This window comes from Pseudomonas sp. Leaf127 (genome assembly GCF_001423155.1).
Taxonomy (GTDB): domain Bacteria; phylum Pseudomonadota; class Gammaproteobacteria; order Pseudomonadales; family Pseudomonadaceae; genus Aquipseudomonas; species Aquipseudomonas ovata.
The window spans coordinates 96,095-110,755 of the sequence record NZ_LMOA01000025.1 but is presented as its reverse complement, the minus strand read 5'-3'; the positions used below and the strand labels follow the sequence as shown (position 1 = coordinate 110,755).

Below are 14,661 nucleotides of genomic sequence, written 5' to 3'. Positions count from 1 at the left end.
CTACTCCCGAACTGGGCGGGCAGTATACCGAGCAGGCGCCGGGGCAACAGCGCCAGCGCTGCAACCCAGGGGCTACAACGCCTGCAACAGCCCCTCGACCTGTTGCAGTTCCCAGGCGCTGAGAAATGCCACCGGGTCGGTGCCAGCCCGGTGCCAGTCCTGCATCGAGCCGAGCCGGCCATCCGGGGCGCGGCAGAACTGACACAGGGCCAGGCCCTGTTCATCGAACGACAGTGCCAGCAACCAGTCATCGACAGTGACCAGCAGCGGCTCGTCGCCGGTTTCGTTGTCCAGTTGTTCATCGATCTTGCACAAAGTGCGTTGGCCCAATGCCAGTTCCTTGAGCACCTGGTAGACCTCACGGGCGTCCAGCGGGTCGAACTGCTTCAACCAGTCATTGGTTTCCTCCAGGTCGAACAGGGCGGGATCGAACTCATTGCCGAATGCCTCTTTGATTTCCGTGTGCTCGGGATGTGCAGGATCCGCCAGTGCCTCCAGCATGAATTCATAGCCCGGCACGCCTCCGATATCCTCCGGGGGACAGGCATTGGCGCCCTCGAGGCAATAAGCCGCCTGGGGGAACGTGCTGGACGACAGGCCGCGCTTTTCGACCGTGACCTTGTGGTACCAGTCATCGCCAAAATCATAGAGATAGACGAAGCTCTTTTTTCTGCCCAGCGCCTCGCTCAGGGTATACAGGGACTCAGGCTCGGCAGGACTGCGCCACGGGTCATCCTCGAGCGACTCATCGGGCGGACCATAGACCTTGTCGCCCATACGGAAGGAGTGCAGGTGCTCATTGTCCCAGCCCATCACGCCCTGCAAGACCTCGTGCAACTTCTCCAGATCGATATCGGACGGTACGACGAACCGGCGCCAGACAGAAGGTACACAGTCCTGCAACTCGATGTGCAGTAACCAGAAGTCCGCCCTGGACCGGGGAGTGGAAGCTGCCTTGACCATAAATCGTGATCGCCCTGCAAGATTGAAAAGAATCGAACCCGCCAGACTATAACGCGCTTTTCATGCCCTCTTAAACCTGCAGAAAATTTCTGCACCCGAACCTGCGCCGGGCGCAATAGTCTTAGCCCCGCAGTCTTTGCCTTGTATAGTTGCCCTCTTCACTACAGGAGTTTTTCCCATGCGCCTTGCTTCGCGTTTGATCGGTGGTGTTCTGGCCGCCACGCTGCTGACCCAGTTGTCCGCCTGCGGCAGCATTTTCTATCCCGACCGTCGCGGCCAGATCGATGGCAAGGTCGACCCGGCGATTGTCGTGCTCGATGCTTTGGGCCTGCTGTTCTACGTGATTCCGGGCGTGATTGCTTTGGGCGTGGACTTTGCTACCGGTGCGATCTACTACGCGCCCAACGAGCAGGCACAGGTCGATCCGGTCAAGCTCAAGCCAGCCGTCAAGGCCGATGGCAGCGTCGACACGCAGAAGCTGCAGGTCATTCTGGAACAGGAACTGGGCCGCACGTTCCCGCTGGACGATCCGCGCCTGATCCAGCACAAGGGCAGCCTTGAGCAACTGGCCAGCCTGGGCCTGCGCCCGGCGGCCTGAACCTGAAGACCTGCACCTGAAGGACACGCATGCACGCCAACGCTGAACATACCCGCCTGCTGCGCCTGGCCACCCGGGCCTCGCTGACGGTGGCGATCATCCTGATCATCACCAAAGGCGTGGCCTGGTGGATGAGCGGCTCGCTGAGCCTGCTGGCCGGGCTGACCGACTCGCTGCTCGATGGCGCCGCCTCGTTGCTCAACTTGCTGGCGGTGCATTACGCCCTGCGCCCGGCCGACGACGACCACCGCTACGGGCATGGCAAGGCCGAAGCCTTGTCGGGCATGGCCCAGGCGCTGTTCATCACGGTCAGCGGCGTGCTGATCGGCATTCAGGCCATCGAACGCATCCAGAATCCCGAACCGCTCAGCACAGCCTTGCCGGGCATTGTCGTGACCTTGCTGGCGCTGGGGTTGACCCTGGCGCTGCTGGGCTTTCAGCGCAAGGTGATCCGCATCACCGGTTCCAGTGCGATCAAGGCCGATGCCTTGCACTACCGTTCGGACCTGTTGCTCAACGTCAGCATCCTGCTGGCGCTGAGCCTGACCTGGCTGGGCTGGCAGCAGGCCGATGCCTGGTTCGGCCTGGCGATTGCCGGGTATATCGTCTGGAGTGCGGTGCAGATCGCCCGGGAAACCTTCTCGGTGTTGATGGACCAGGAGCTGCCACCCGAGGTCAGCGCCCACATGCTGGAACTGGCGCGCGGGGTGCCTGGCGTGCTGGGCGCACATGACCTGCGCACGCGCATCTCCGGGCAGATCTGGTTTGTGCAGCTACACCTTGAGCTGCCTGGCTCGCTGACGCTGTCGGTCGCGCATGAATTGTGCGACCGCGCCGCCGCCGCCATTCATGCCCAGTACCCGCAAGCCGAAGTGCTGGTGCATGCCGACCCGCAGGAAGTGGTCGGGCAGAAACCGGTCTGATCGTCTAGGCTATTGCACGCTGTAGCCACGCTCGTACAGACACGCCCCCATCGCCTGGCGATAGGTGTCTATGACTTCCTCGGCTGGCGCATAGGTGACACTGGCGGGGTCGAAGCCACTGCGGTCGACGGCCCAGCGGTAGCATTGGTAGCGATCGTACTCGACACGCTCCGGCGTCTGCCCGGCGATGGGCGAGAACGACGGGTCGTACTGACTGGCAGAAGGCGGCGCACCCTGGCTGTCTACCTGAGCCTGCGGCGGGTTGACCACCACATAGTCCTGGCTGTCAGGCTGCCAGGCGTAGTAACTGCCGGCCGCCAGAAACAGCAGCGAGCCCCCCACCCAGAGTTCTTGTGAATAGGCCGGCAGACTGCTCACCCGCACGCCCTGGGGCGGCGTCACCACCACATAGCGCTCACCTTGCGGGCGATACCAGTAGCCGTCGGCATAGTAGTAATCCTGGCCGCGCCACGGAATACGGGAATAGCCGCGTGGCACCTGGTTGAGGCTGTTGCCCGGGCGGTAGCGTGGACCTGTGCCCCAGCCATCGCCGCGCCCATCGGGGCGCCCGGCCCACTGCTGGCGTGGACGTTGGTCGCGCGGCAGGTCCTGATAATTGCCCTGGCGGGGTGGCTGGGTCTGCCACGACTCGCGCGGTGCACTTTGCAGCGGAAGATTGTCCTGGCGTTGCTGTAACTGCTGGCGCTCATCCTGACGCTGTTGAGTCTGGATCTGGCGCTGCTGCTCGCGCTGTTGCTGCTGTTGCTGGTACTGCTGCTGTTGTTGCTGGCGTTCGGCGTTGCGCTGCTGGTTCTGTTGCTGCTGAACCTGGCGGTCCTGCTGGCGTTCGACCTGGCGCTGCTGGTTCTGCTGATCCTGGATCTGCCGTTGCTGCTCACGCTGCTGCTGGTAGATCTGCTGTTGTTGCTGTTGCTCGACGCTGCGCATCTGCTGCTGTTGCTGCTGGATCTGCCGATCCTGCTGGCGCTCGACCTGGCGTTGCGGGTTCTGCTGCTGGGGATTGGCGCCACGCAACTCGCCCGGCGACTGGTCGCCGGCCTGCACAGGGGCGGCCAGGCTCAGGCACAACAGACTCGGAACCGCGAACTGCCAGAGGCCGGTTTTCATGCTGTGTTCACCTGAACAGGAAAGAGACGTTAATTAAGACTGCAAGACGGCGATGGGGTTCTGCGCGGCGTCTTGAGTGCACTTTATCAGAGCTGTGCAAACGCGGTTGGGCGACAAGCCGAAGACAGGGTCCGTAAAACCAATACCGCTGTTGCGCCTGTGCCGCAGCCGTCGCGGGCAGAGCCCCCTCCCACATGAGTTGACCGCGTCGCCCTTTTCTGCAGGGCATGAAAAAAGGGACCCTGGGGCCCCTTTGGGATGCTTCGTCCTGGCTCGACGCTTGTGGCGCCGGCTCACTTCACACCGTCTTCTGGACAGGGTGCAGCCCGGGGGCCTGATCCACCCGGTTGGGTGGGAGGCCGCAGTTGGTCTGATTCGACCGACTGCAGTGGACGTGATGTCCGGGCAGTGATTGGTGTTGAAAAGAATAGGCTTTCAGGCGCAGCAGAGGATTGCGAAGATTGCTTAAAAAAAGCCCGCTTGCGCAATTTTTCACTTGAGATCAATATTTCAGCGCAATAGAACCTAGAAAGGTGAACATCGTGAGCAAGCTCGACAGATACGACCTGAGCATTTTGGCCGAATTGCAGCGCGATGCGCGTATCTCCAACCAGGAACTGGCAGAGCGCATCGGCCTGTCGCCCTCACCCTGCTCGCGGCGGGTCAAGCAACTTGAAGACGACGGCTATATCGTGCGTCAGGTCGCGTTGCTGGACCGCAAGAAACTGGGCCTGAGCCTCACCGCCTATGTACTGATCGGCATGGACCGCCACACACCTGAACGCTTCGAGAACTTCGAGCAGCACATCCGCAACCTGCCCCAGGTGCTCGAATGCAGCCTGGTGACGGGCATGGATGCCGACTATCAACTCAAGGTGGTGGTGCCGGACATGGATCATTACCAGAAGCTGTTGCTGGGCCACCTGACCCGCATCGACGGGGTGACCAGCGTCAAGTCCAGCTTTGTCCTCAACCAGGTGCTGGCCAGCACCGAAATGCCGCTCACCCACCTGCGCCCGTGAAGCAGCGGCAAGCCAACGCGGCGCCTGCCCTGCTTGCAGCTCAAAGCGTGAACTGGTTCAGTTCCCGGTACTGTCCCTGCTCCAGGTCGTCGAGCGACCATGGTCCGATGCGCACGCGCACCAGGCGCAAGGTGGGCAGGCCGACAGCAGCGGTCATCCGCCGGACCTGACGGTTGCGGCCTTCCTTGATCACCAGTTCCAGCCAACAGGTTGGAATGCTTTTGCGAAAACGCACCGGCGGATTGCGCGGCCACAACGTCGGCTCTTCAAGGGCACGGGCCTCGGCGGGCAGGGTCGGGCCGTCGTTGAGCGTCACCCCCTCACGCAGTTGCTGCAGCTGCGCCTCGCTCACCTCGCCTTCGACCTGCACCCAGTAGGTCTTGGCCAGCTTGTGCCGGGGATCGGCAATTTTTGCCTGCAACTGGCCGTCGTTGGTCAGCAGCAACAGGCCTTCGCTGTCACGGTCCAGGCGCCCGGCCGGGTAGATGCCCGGAATGTCGATGAAGTCCTTGAGCGTGGCGCGTCCCTGATCGTCGCTGAACTGGGTCAGGACATCGAAAGGCTTGTTGAACAGGATCAGCTTCGGCTCGGCCGGCGGCGCCTTGGCAGCGCGCCGCGGGGCGGCGGCCTTGCCAGAGACGGGACGCCGGGGCGCGGGACGTTGAATACGGGACATGACGGTAACCGGAAAAAACAGAGCCCGCATTGTAGACGCGTAGGCGCGCGCTTGCCCGCGACCGAGTGCGAAGCGCTCGCAGAAATCTGTGAAACGCTGMAAWTTTACGACTGCTGCGCAGCCGGTCGCGGGCAAGCGCGCTCCTACACCGGGTCCATGTTTGCTGCGCGAAAGCGTTGTGTCAGTGACACAAGGTGATCTCTCATCAAACACAAAGTAACTTATTGATTTTATTGGTTATAAAATTCACACCTGTAGGAGCGCGCTTGCAAGGGGCTGTCAGCGGAACGGTGGCTCGTCGAAGCTGCGCAGTTTGCGCGAGTGCAGGGAGTTGAGTTCGGCGCGCAGCAGGTCCAGGGCGGCGATGCCGATCTTCAGGTGCTGGCTGACAGCGCGGTTATAGAACGCGTTGGCCGAGCCCGGCAGCTTGATCTCACTGTGCAGCGGTTTGTCCGAGACGCACAGCAAGGTGCCGTACGGCACGCGCAGGCGGTAGCCTTGCGCGGCGATGGTGCCGCTTTCCATGTCGACCGCCACGGCCCGGGACAGGTTGATCAGCGGGCGCTCCTGGGCCCAGCGCAGCTCCCAGTTGCGGTCGTCGTAGGTCAGGACCGTGCCGGTGCGCAGGCGTTTCTTGAGTTCTTCGCCGCGCTCGCCGGTGACCTGGGCGGCTGCTTCCTGCAACGCCAGTTGCACTTCGGCCAAAGCCGGGATCGGGATGTGCGGCGGCAGCACGCGGTCCAGGATGCCGTCGCGGCGCATGTAGGCATGGGCCAGCACGTAGTCGCCGATGGTCTGCGACTGACGCAACCCGCCGCAGTGGCCGATCATCAGCCAGCAGTGCGGGCGCAGGACTGCCAGGTGGTCGGTGATGTTCTTGGCATTGGACGGGCCGACGCCGATATTGACCAGGGTCACGCCATGGCCGTCCTCGGCCACCAGGTGATAGGCCGGCATCTGGTAACGGTGCCAGACCACGCTGGCCACTACGCTCTGCGCCTCTTCGGCGTCCATGTCCTTATCGACGATCACATTGCCCGGCAGCACCAGGCGCACGAAACGCGGGTCGTCACGCAGGGTCTCCAGCCCGTGCATGATGAACTGGTCGACATAGCGGTGGTAGTTGGTCAGCAGGATCCACGGCTGCACATGGCGCCAGTCGCTGCCGGTGTAATGCACCAGGCGGCGCAGCGAAAAGTCGGTGCGGGCGGCGTCGAACAGCGCCAGCGGCAACGGGTCGGCGTTGGCCCAGTCGTGCAGGCCGTCAGCGATGCCGTCGGTGGTGGCCGACAGGTCGGTGCTGGGGAAAACCCGCGCCAGGGCGGCGGCGGTGATGCCGGTGCCGGCCAGTTCGTCGCCCTGCTCGACCACGTACGGGTAAGGAATGGTCTTGTCGCTCAGGCCCACTTCCAGGGTGACATTGAAGTCACGGATCAGCGGGCCGAGCTGCTCGAGCAGGTATTTGCGAAACGACGCCGGCTGGGTCACGGTCACGCTGTAGGTGCCGGGCAACTGGACCTTGGCATAGGCACGCGTGGTGGTCGGCACTTCGCCATTGGAGGTATAGGTCAGACGCAGCTCGGGGTAGCGAAACAGCGCGCGTTGCTCGGCATCGGGCTCGATGCGCTCCTTGAGGTAGCGCTTGAGGGCCTGGTTCAAGGCGCCAGTGGCGCGCTCGTGCAGTTCGGCCAGGTGCTGGACGGCTTGTTCAGCGGTTTCTACGACAACAAAAGCGTGGCTCACGGTAAGGATCCTGTCTGACATGCATGCTGCATCCTAACTCACCTGTGGCGCTGCACGCGCCAGTAATGTTGCGCAGTCCACGCCCCTGGGCAGCGCGCCATAGGCCATTGCCGGCGAGCGCAAGCGACCGGCAATGAAGGCATCGCTGACGGCACTGACGCCGGCATCGAGCAACAGTCGCGCCTGCAAGGCCACGGCGATGCCTTCGGTCAGTTGCCGCGCGCGGTACGGCAGGTCCTGATGATCGCCGAGATCCTGTTTGAGCCGGCAAACATGGTCGGCCAGATCAGCATCGCCACGGCCGTCGTCGAGTTCGTCGAACAGGGCATCGAGTACGCCGGGCTCGCGCGCCAGGGCCCGCAGCACGTCCAGGCACTGGACATTGCCCGAGCCTTCCCAGATGGAATTGACCGGCGCTTCGCGGTACAGGCGCGGCAGGATGCTGTCTTCGATGTAGCCGGCACCGCCCAGGCATTCGGCGGCCTCGTTGATCATGGCCGGTGCCCGCTTGCAGATCCAGTACTTGCCCACCGCCGTCACCAGGCGAATGAAACGCGCCTGGTGGTCATCGTCGGCGCGGTCCAGGGCGTGGGCCATGCGCAGGCTCAGGGCCAGGGCGGCCTCGCTTTCCAGGGCCAGGTCGGCGAGCACGTTCTGCATCAAGGGGTGTTGCGCCAGCACTCGCCCGCCCACCTGACGGTGCGCACAATGGTGCATGGCCTGGGTCAGGGCCTGGCGCATCAGGGCGCTGGAGCCGGTCATGCAGTCGAAGCGGGTCATGGCGACCATTTCGAGGATGGTCGCCACGCCGCGCCCCTCCTCGCCCAGCATCCAGGCCAGCGCGCCGCGAAACTCGACCTCGCACGAGGCATTGGAGCTGTTGCCCAGTTTGTCCTTGAGGCGCTGGATCTGGAAGGCGTTGAGGGTGTCGTCGGGGCGGTGGCGTGGCAACAGGAAACAGCTCAGGCCCTTGTCGGTCTGGGCCAGGGTCAGAAAGGCATCGCACATCGGTGCCGAGCAGAACCATTTGTGCCCGACCAGTTCATAGGCCTGCCCCGGACCGCAGCTGCCCACAGGATGGGCACGGGTGGTATTGGCCCGCACATCGGTGCCGCCCTGTTTCTCGGTCATCGCCATGCCGAGGGTGACGCCGGCCTTGTGCGCGATGCCGACGTTGCGTGGGTCGTACTCGGTGGCCAGCACCTTGGGCAACCAGGCACTGGCCAGCTCAGGCTGCAACCTGAGCGCCGGCACGCTGGCAAAGGTCATGGTCAGCGGGCAGCCGCTGCCGGGCTCGGCCTGGGTGTGCAGGTAACTCATGGCAGCGCGGGCCACGTGGGCGCCGGGCTGTGGCTCGCGCCACGGCAGGGATGGAATGCCATGCTCGATGGCCGTACGCATCAGTTGATGCCAGGCCGGATGAAATTCGATCAGGTCGATGCGGTGGCCGTAGCGGTCATGGCTGTGGAACACCGGCTTGTGACGGTTGGCCAGAAAGCCCGCCTCCATCAGCGGCCCGCCGGCCAGAGCACCGTAGGCGTCGATGCGCGGGCTGGCCCAGGCAGCACCGAAGCGCTGCACCAAGGCTTGCAGCGGCAGGTCGATGCGGTACAGGTTGAGGCCGTCGAGCGGAGGCGGCTGGTTGGTGACGTCGTGGGTCCGGGCCAATGAATACAGGTTCATTCAGCGCTCCTCGATCAGTCGCAAACAAGGCCTGTCAGTGAATCACGCACCCCGCAGGTTAAAAAGCGCCATACCGGACGAAGTGTCAGTGCATTTTCCCTCTTGCTGGCAAATGGCAGGGCCCACCGTCGGCAAGGACAGGGTCAGGGTGAAACAACTGCCGCGTCCGGGCTCGGACTGATGGCTCAGGCGCCCGCCTTGGAGCTCGATCAACTGCCGGCAGATCGCCAGGCCAATGCCCAGGCCACCGTATTCGCGGGTCATCGAGCTGTCGACCTGGAAGAAGCGCTGGTACAGCACCGCCTCGTCGAGGCGCTTGAAACCGATGCCGGTGTCCATCACATCGATTTGCAACTGGCAGGTGTCGGCCTGGCGACATTGATTGCGCAAACGCAGCGTGACCGTGCCATGACGGGTGAACTTGATCGCATTGTCGAGCAGGCACTCGATGCACTGGTACAGTTTGTCCGGATCACCGCGCAGGCAACGCGGCAGCCGGGGGTCCATGTCCAGGCGCAATTGCAGGCCCTTGGCCTGTGCAGGCGCCACGAAGCGCGCACGCAGGCGGCGGGTCAGGCTGTGCAGTTCGAAGGCCTCGGCCTGGGCCGACAACGCGCCGGCCTGCAATTCGGTCAGGGTCAGCATGCCGTTGATCAGGTGCATCATGTCTTGAGAAGAGCTGGCGGCCGTCTGCTGATACATCTGCAATTCAACGTCCATGGGCACGGTGCGCATCAGCTCCAGAGAACCGATGATGCCGTTCATGGGCGTGCGCAGTTCATGGGTCAGCGTGGCGAGAAACTCATCCTTGAGGCGGTTGCTGGTAGCCAGTTGCTGGTTGAGCCGCTCCAGATCCTTGCCGGCTTCCAGCAGGTTCTGCGCCTGCAGTTCGCGGGCATGGTTGATACGGTCGGCCAGGGCCAGCGACAACAGGGCCACTTCGATCGCCGAGCCGATCTGGCTGGCATACATGGTCAGGAAGGTATTGGGCAGGTAGCCCATGAGCATCACGGCATTGACCAGGCCGCCAAACAGGAAGGCCGACCAGGCCACCAGAAAATAGCGCGCCACCCTGACCCGCCTGAACGAGGCAATGATGCCGGTGGTGAACACCAGCACGGTGAACACCACGGCCAGCAGGGTCACCATGCGCAACGCCAGGCCGTAGTCGGCAAACAGCGCCAGGGCCATGACCACCCCGGCGCTGCCCATTACCCAGACCAGCGCAGTGTCCAGCCAGCGCCCCAACAGGGCGGTCTGCAGGAAGCTGCGCGTGAACTGGCTGGCAAACAGCACTGAAATGCCGATCAGAAACGGCGTGGCCACATTGGCCCACCAGGGGTTGTCCGGCCACAGGTACTCGATGGCGGCGCCGTTGACCGACACCTGGTACAGCCCGAACGAGGCGATATACAGGATGTAGTACAGGTAACTGCTGTCGCGCACGCTGACATAGATGAACAGGTTGTAGAGCAGCATGCCCAGCAGCACGCCGTAGATCAGTCCGAGGATATAGATACGCGCCGGCTGCTCTTCAAGGTAGGCATGGCTGGACCACAGGTTCAACGGGGCCTGCACCGAGCCGCGGCTGGCGACGCGCACGTAGGCAATCATGGTTTCGCCGGGTTTGAGCGGCAACTCGAAGACAAAGTTGTTCTGGCGGACCTGGCGGCTGGAAAACGGCAGCATGTCACCGGTTTTCCAGCTCATGTGCTGGCGTCCACTGGCGTCGAGCAGGTACACATCGACATGATCGATCGGCGGATAGGCCAGCTCCAGCAGCCAGTCGGCATGCCGGGCCGGGTCGCGTGGCTGGTAGGACAGCCTGATCTTCATCCAGAACGCCGAGTGCGAATAGCCGGCGTTGAGGGTTTTCGCGTCCAGGGGCCGGAACGCCTGGGCCATGCCAGGCGCACTGACCTGATCGATACCCACGGCGGCGCTGGTGTCTTCGAACACTTCGGTCCATTGACCCAGTGACAGGTTGCGGGTGCTTTCGTCGAACTCGACGGCATGAGCCCACAATGGCAGGCAAGCAACCAGCAACATCAGCAAGTAGCGCAACATGAAAGCCCCAAGGTAGTCCGTCGCGCTTGCTCGATCCGTGAAGCGACGCCCTGCAGTTCCCATCCGTGAAGCAGGTTCAATAGGTTCTGTGACCCTGTGCCGGGCGGCGCTGCAGGCCGCAATGGACGGGCCTTTTGCTTGTGTGCACGCACAGACTGTCAAGGATAGCCGTTAATCGCCCAAAGGCACCATGTCTTTGACTCATAAGCCAAAACCGCGACATAGAGCATCGGACGCCGACTGCGGAGCCTGCGGCACAGCGCAATCGGCTACCGTTCCTGCAATGGCGGCGCCCCATGGAAAATTTCAGGCACCGGCAGCGACCGCCGCCGGGTTAGTGATAAGCTCGCGCACCATGAACACTATCTATAGCACCCGCCCCGTAGTTCTCTGCCTGTCCGGCCACGACCCCAGTGGTGGCGCCGGTTTGCAGGCCGATATCGAAGCCCTGCTGGCCCAGGGTTGTCATGCGGCTCCGGCCGTCACCGCCCTGACCGTGCAGGACACGGTCAATGTCAGCGATTTTCGCGTGCTGGATCGTGAGTGGGTGCTGGCCCAGGCCAATGCCGTGCTCAACGACTCGACCGTAGAGGCTGTGAAGCTGGGCATGCTCGGCTCGCTGGAGATGGTCGACACGGTGGTCGGGCTGCTCAGCGCCCACCCGCACCTGCCGGTGGTCTGTGACCCGGTCCTGCGGGCCGGCGGCGGCGGCCGACTGGGCAAGGATGAGGTCGGCTATGCGATGCGCGAGCGCTTGTTGCCGCTGTCGACCATTGCCACGCCCAACCTGCCTGAAGCCCGTATCCTGGCCGAACTGCCCGAAGGCAGCGCCGATGAGTGCGCGGCGCGTCTGCTTGAGTATTGCCAGCACCTGTTGATCACCGGTGGCCATGGTGATGAAGAGCAGGTGCACAACCGTCTGTACATTCGTGGCCAGCCGCCGCTCACCTTTACCTGCCAGCGCCTGCCGGGCAGCTATCATGGTTCAGGCTGCACCCTGGCCAGTGCCCTGGCCGGACGCCTGGCGCTGGGGCAGGAACTGGTCAGCGCCGTCGAGTCAGCGCTGGACTACACCTGGCGCACCCTGCGCGATGCCGACCTGCTGGGCCGGGGTCAGTTCGTACCGCGCCGTCTGCCGCTGGACTTCTGTTCGTGATCACCCTGTCGAGGCCAGTTCCATGAAGCTACGCGGCCTGTACGCCATCACCGACGGCCAACTCCTGGCCGGCCGGTTTCTGTCCTACGTCGAGGCCGCTCTTGAAGGCGGCGTCACGCTGCTGCAGTACCGCGACAAGACCCATGACGAATCACGCCGTCTGCGCGAGGCGAGCGAACTGCTCAAGCTGTGCGAGCGCTACAGGACGCGCCTGATCATCAACGATGACGCCGAACTGGCGGCGCGCCTGGGCGTAGGCGTGCATCTGGGCCAGACCGACGGCTCGCTGTCCAATGCCCGGGCCTTGCTGGGCCACAAGGCGATCATGGGGGCGACCTGCCACGGTCGGCTGGAACTGGCCGAACAGGCCAAGGCCGACGGCGCCAGCTATGTGGCGTTCGGCAGGTTCTTCAATTCGATGACCAAGCCTGAGGCACCGGCCGTCCCGCTGGAGCTGCTCGGGCAGGTGCGGGCACGGATCAACCTGCCCATTGCGGTGATTGGCGGGATTACCCTGGAAAACGCAGCGCCCCTGGTAGAGCACGGTGCCGACCTGCTGGCGGTAGTCAACGGCCTGTTCGGCGCCGACAACACCGCCGAAGTGACCCGCCGGGCCAAGGCGTTCAATGCCCTGCTGGGTCGCTAGACAGCCAATACCGAGCGATCTTTCGCGGCTGAAGCCGCCCCTACCCCAGCTTGAAGCCCTGCGCGCATTCCAGCGCCAGCAGAGCGCGCTTGCGGTCGACGCCGCCGGCATAGCCGGTCAGGTCCCCGGAGGCGCCCACTACCCGGTGGCATGGCACGATGATCGAGATCGGGTTACGCCCATTGGCGGTGCCCACCGCCCGTGAATGACCGGGGCTCAGGCCCATCTTGCGGGCCATGGCGCCGTACGACAGCACCTCGCCATAGGGAATGCGCGCCAGCGCCTGCCAGACCTGCTCCTGAAAGGGCGTGCCCCTGGTACGCAACGGCAGGTCGAACACCTGCAACTCGCCGTTGAAGAATGCCTGCAGCTGTTCACGCGCCCGATCGATGATGCGCGGCACAGGCGTGTCGTCATTCACCAGCAGCAAGCGTTCGGGATAATGTTTCTGGCCGGTGAAGAACACACCGGTCAAGGCATCGTCTTCAGCGCGCAGGACGATATCGCCCAGGGTGCTGCTTAACAGATAACCCGCATTCATTGTTTTGCCTCCTCACTCAAGCGCCACAGGTGCACCACGGCATACGCCCGCCAGGGCGCCCAACGGTTGGCCTGTTCGTCGAGCTGCGCGGTCGTGGCGCAGCCCAGGTATTTTTTCAGCACCGCGTCACCCTGCACGAATGCATTGGGCCAGCCCAGCGCCCGCATGGCAATGTATTGCACGGTCCACTCACCGATGCCGCGAATCCGGCGCAAGGCCGCAAGCGTTGGCTCCAGCGGCACCAGCGGTTCCAACACGATACGGCCCGTTGCCACTTCCTGGGCGACCTGGATGATGGCCTCGGCGCGAATACCGATCAGCCCGGTGGCAATCAGCGCGGCAGGCTCCAGGCGGGCCAGCACCTCGGCGCATGGAAAGGCCTGCACCAGTGTTCCAGGCGCCTGCGCCACCGGCGTTCCGTAGCGCTCGGCAATGCGCGCCAGGATCTGCCGCGCCCTGAGTACAGAGATCTGCTGGCCGACCACCGCACGCACGGCGATCTCGAAGCCATCGAAGGCACCCGGCACGCGCATGCCCGGCAAGCCTTCGGCCAGTGCGCCCAGGTGCGCATCGACCAGGTCGGGCCGGCAACCGGTATCGAACACCCGCCGCAGCAAGCCCAGCACCTGAACAATGGTCGGTTGCAGGGCGCTGGATATCTCGACCCGCAAGGCATGGCGTGCAGGCGCATGACGCACCTGCACCCAGCCGGTCAGGCGCACGCCCGCATGCTCCAGTTCAAGGGCACGGCTGTAGCTGTCAGCCTCGACCCGCTCGACTCCGGCAATGCCGCGATGGGCCAGGAAAGCCAGGACACCGGACCAGGAAAACGGTGGCCGGTACGCCAGCTCAAAGCTCAAACCGTGCGCCGCCGCGACCGACCGCGCCTTGCGCAGGTTCGAGGGATTGAGCCCGTAGCGCGCCTGGAAGACATCGTTGAAGCGGCGCACGCTGCCGAACCCGGCCATCAGCGCCACCTCGACCATGGGCAGCGAGGTTTCGGTGAGCAAGCGCTTGGCAACCAGCAGGCGCTGGGTCTGGGCAAACTCGACCGGGGTCACCCCGAAGTGCGCCTCGAAGAGCCGGCGCAGGTGGCGGGCCGTGACCCCTACCCGCTGCGCCAGGTCCTGAAGAGTGCGACCATTGAGGTAACCTTCCTCGATCAACCGGGCCGCCGCCTGGGCCAGCCGTTCGGAGGCATCCAGGGCCGCGTGACCCGGCGCCAACTCCGGGCGACAACGCAGGCACGGGCGAAAACCGGCCTGTTCGGCAGCCGCCGCCGAGGTGAAGAACGTGCAGTTGCGCGCCAGTGGCGCCCGCACCGGACACACCGGCCGACAGTAGATACCGGTGGAGGACACGCCCATGAAAAACCAGCCGTCAAAACGGCGGTCGCGAGCGACAAAGGCGGTATAACAGATGTGCGGGTCGAGGGTTTTCATAGGCCGACTTTAAGCCAGCCCGGCGCGCAAGTCTGGCTGAAATCGGACATCGACAGCCGCCAGTCAATTTGCA

The 14,661-nt window shown here is 63.9% G+C and carries 13 protein-coding genes; 5 read left to right on the top strand and 8 right to left on the bottom strand.

Annotated elements, in window-relative coordinates:
• Positions 1-72: 72 nt before the first annotated feature.
• Complete coding sequence (locus tag ASF84_RS26610; protein WP_082481869.1) at positions 73-963, bottom strand: plasmid pRiA4b ORF-3 family protein; 891 nt, start codon at positions 961-963, stop codon at positions 73-75.
• Between the two features lie 178 nt (positions 964-1,141).
• Here ASF84_RS26610 and ASF84_RS26605 point away from each other — a divergent pair, with 178 nt between their 5' ends.
• Both ASF84_RS26605 and ASF84_RS26600 read left to right on the top strand, forming a co-directional pair.
• The gene (locus tag ASF84_RS26605) at positions 1,142-1,561 is read left to right on the top strand and encodes a hypothetical protein (RefSeq protein ID WP_056841895.1); all 420 of its coding nucleotides are present in this window, start codon (positions 1,142-1,144) and stop codon (positions 1,559-1,561) included.
• A 29-nt stretch (positions 1,562-1,590) separates the two neighbouring features.
• Positions 1,591-2,484, top strand: coding sequence for a cation diffusion facilitator family transporter (locus tag ASF84_RS26600; RefSeq protein ID WP_056841894.1), 894 nt, complete (start codon positions 1,591-1,593; stop codon positions 2,482-2,484).
• 9 nt (positions 2,485-2,493) lie between these two features.
• Here the strand turns inward: ASF84_RS26600 and ASF84_RS28835 are convergent, their stop codons facing one another.
• Positions 2,494-3,612, bottom strand: coding sequence for a DUF6515 family protein (locus tag ASF84_RS28835; protein ID WP_082481867.1), 1,119 nt, complete (start codon positions 3,610-3,612; stop codon positions 2,494-2,496).
• A 542-nt stretch (positions 3,613-4,154) separates the two neighbouring features.
• On the opposite strand from ASF84_RS28835, the gene ASF84_RS26590 reads away from it, so the two are divergent.
• Positions 4,155-4,634, top strand: a complete 480-nt coding sequence (locus ASF84_RS26590) for an Lrp/AsnC family transcriptional regulator (protein ID WP_056842011.1) — start codon at positions 4,155-4,157, stop codon at positions 4,632-4,634.
• Positions 4,635-4,674: 40 nt separating this feature from the next.
• On the opposite strand, the gene ASF84_RS26585 is transcribed toward ASF84_RS26590, so the two are convergent.
• From ASF84_RS26585 to ASF84_RS26570, 4 genes are all read right to left on the bottom strand, one after another.
• The gene (locus ASF84_RS26585; protein ID WP_056841893.1) at positions 4,675-5,310 is read right to left on the bottom strand and encodes a pseudouridine synthase; all 636 of its coding nucleotides are present in this window, start codon (positions 5,308-5,310) and stop codon (positions 4,675-4,677) included.
• Positions 5,311-5,589: 279 nt separating this feature from the next.
• Positions 5,590-7,074 carry an AMP nucleosidase gene (amn, locus tag ASF84_RS26580; RefSeq protein ID WP_162241280.1) on the bottom strand — a complete coding sequence of 495 codons (1,485 nt, stop codon included), beginning with the start codon at positions 7,072-7,074 and terminating at the stop codon, positions 5,590-5,592.
• A 12-nt stretch (positions 7,075-7,086) separates the two neighbouring features.
• Complete coding sequence (locus tag ASF84_RS26575) at positions 7,087-8,736, bottom strand: acyl-CoA dehydrogenase family protein (protein ID WP_056841891.1); 1,650 nt, start codon at positions 8,734-8,736, stop codon at positions 7,087-7,089.
• A gap of 42 nt (positions 8,737-8,778) precedes the next feature.
• Positions 8,779-10,800: a sensor histidine kinase gene (locus tag ASF84_RS26570; protein WP_056842010.1), complete on the bottom strand. Its 2,022-nt coding sequence runs from the start codon at positions 10,798-10,800 to the stop codon at positions 8,779-8,781.
• Between the two features lie 358 nt (positions 10,801-11,158).
• On the opposite strand from ASF84_RS26570, the gene ASF84_RS26565 reads away from it, so the two are divergent.
• Positions 11,159-11,959 carry a hydroxymethylpyrimidine/phosphomethylpyrimidine kinase gene (locus ASF84_RS26565; RefSeq protein ID WP_056841890.1) on the top strand — a complete coding sequence of 267 codons (801 nt, stop codon included), beginning with the start codon at positions 11,159-11,161 and terminating at the stop codon, positions 11,957-11,959.
• Between the two features lie 22 nt (positions 11,960-11,981).
• Entirely contained in the window at positions 11,982-12,605 is a 624-nt protein-coding gene (gene thiE, locus ASF84_RS26560) for a thiamine phosphate synthase (protein WP_056841889.1), read from the top strand.
• 40 nt (positions 12,606-12,645) lie between these two features.
• Here the strand turns inward: thiE and ASF84_RS26555 are convergent, their stop codons facing one another.
• Positions 12,646-13,146 (bottom strand): methylated-DNA--[protein]-cysteine S-methyltransferase, encoded by a 501-nt coding sequence (locus ASF84_RS26555; protein ID WP_056841888.1) that lies wholly within the window; start codon positions 13,144-13,146, stop codon positions 12,646-12,648.
• Positions 13,143-14,588: a DNA-3-methyladenine glycosylase 2 family protein gene (locus ASF84_RS26550; RefSeq protein WP_056841887.1), complete on the bottom strand. Its 1,446-nt coding sequence runs from the start codon at positions 14,586-14,588 to the stop codon at positions 13,143-13,145. The genes ASF84_RS26555 and ASF84_RS26550 overlap by 4 nt, the downstream gene beginning before the upstream one ends.
• Between the last annotated feature and the right edge of the window lie 73 nt (positions 14,589-14,661).

What these genes read in the sequence shown, in the direction of transcription:
- ASF84_RS26610 (WP_082481869.1), bottom strand. Translation starts at nt 963, where the DNA reads ATGGTCAAGGCAGCTTCCACTCCCCGGTCCAGGGCGGACTTCTGGTTA.
- ASF84_RS26605 (WP_056841895.1), top strand. Translation starts at nt 1,142, where the DNA reads ATGCGCCTTGCTTCGCGTTTGATCGGTGGTGTTCTGGCCGCCACGCTG.
- ASF84_RS26600 (WP_056841894.1), top strand. Translation starts at nt 1,591, where the DNA reads ATGCACGCCAACGCTGAACATACCCGCCTGCTGCGCCTGGCCACCCGG.
- ASF84_RS28835 (WP_082481867.1), bottom strand. Translation starts at nt 3,612, where the DNA reads ATGAAAACCGGCCTCTGGCAGTTCGCGGTTCCGAGTCTGTTGTGCCTG.
- ASF84_RS26585 (WP_056841893.1), bottom strand. Translation starts at nt 5,310, where the DNA reads ATGTCCCGTATTCAACGTCCCGCGCCCCGGCGTCCCGTCTCTGGCAAG.
- amn (WP_162241280.1), bottom strand. Translation starts at nt 7,074, where the DNA reads ATGTCAGACAGGATCCTTACCGTGAGCCACGCTTTTGTTGTCGTAGAA.
- ASF84_RS26575 (WP_056841891.1), bottom strand. Translation starts at nt 8,736, where the DNA reads ATGAACCTGTATTCATTGGCCCGGACCCACGACGTCACCAACCAGCCG.
- ASF84_RS26565 (WP_056841890.1), top strand. Translation starts at nt 11,159, where the DNA reads ATGAACACTATCTATAGCACCCGCCCCGTAGTTCTCTGCCTGTCCGGC.
- thiE (WP_056841889.1), top strand. Translation starts at nt 11,982, where the DNA reads ATGAAGCTACGCGGCCTGTACGCCATCACCGACGGCCAACTCCTGGCC.
- ASF84_RS26555 (WP_056841888.1), bottom strand. Translation starts at nt 13,146, where the DNA reads ATGAATGCGGGTTATCTGTTAAGCAGCACCCTGGGCGATATCGTCCTG.
- ASF84_RS26550 (WP_056841887.1), bottom strand. Translation starts at nt 14,588, where the DNA reads ATGAAAACCCTCGACCCGCACATCTGTTATACCGCCTTTGTCGCTCGC.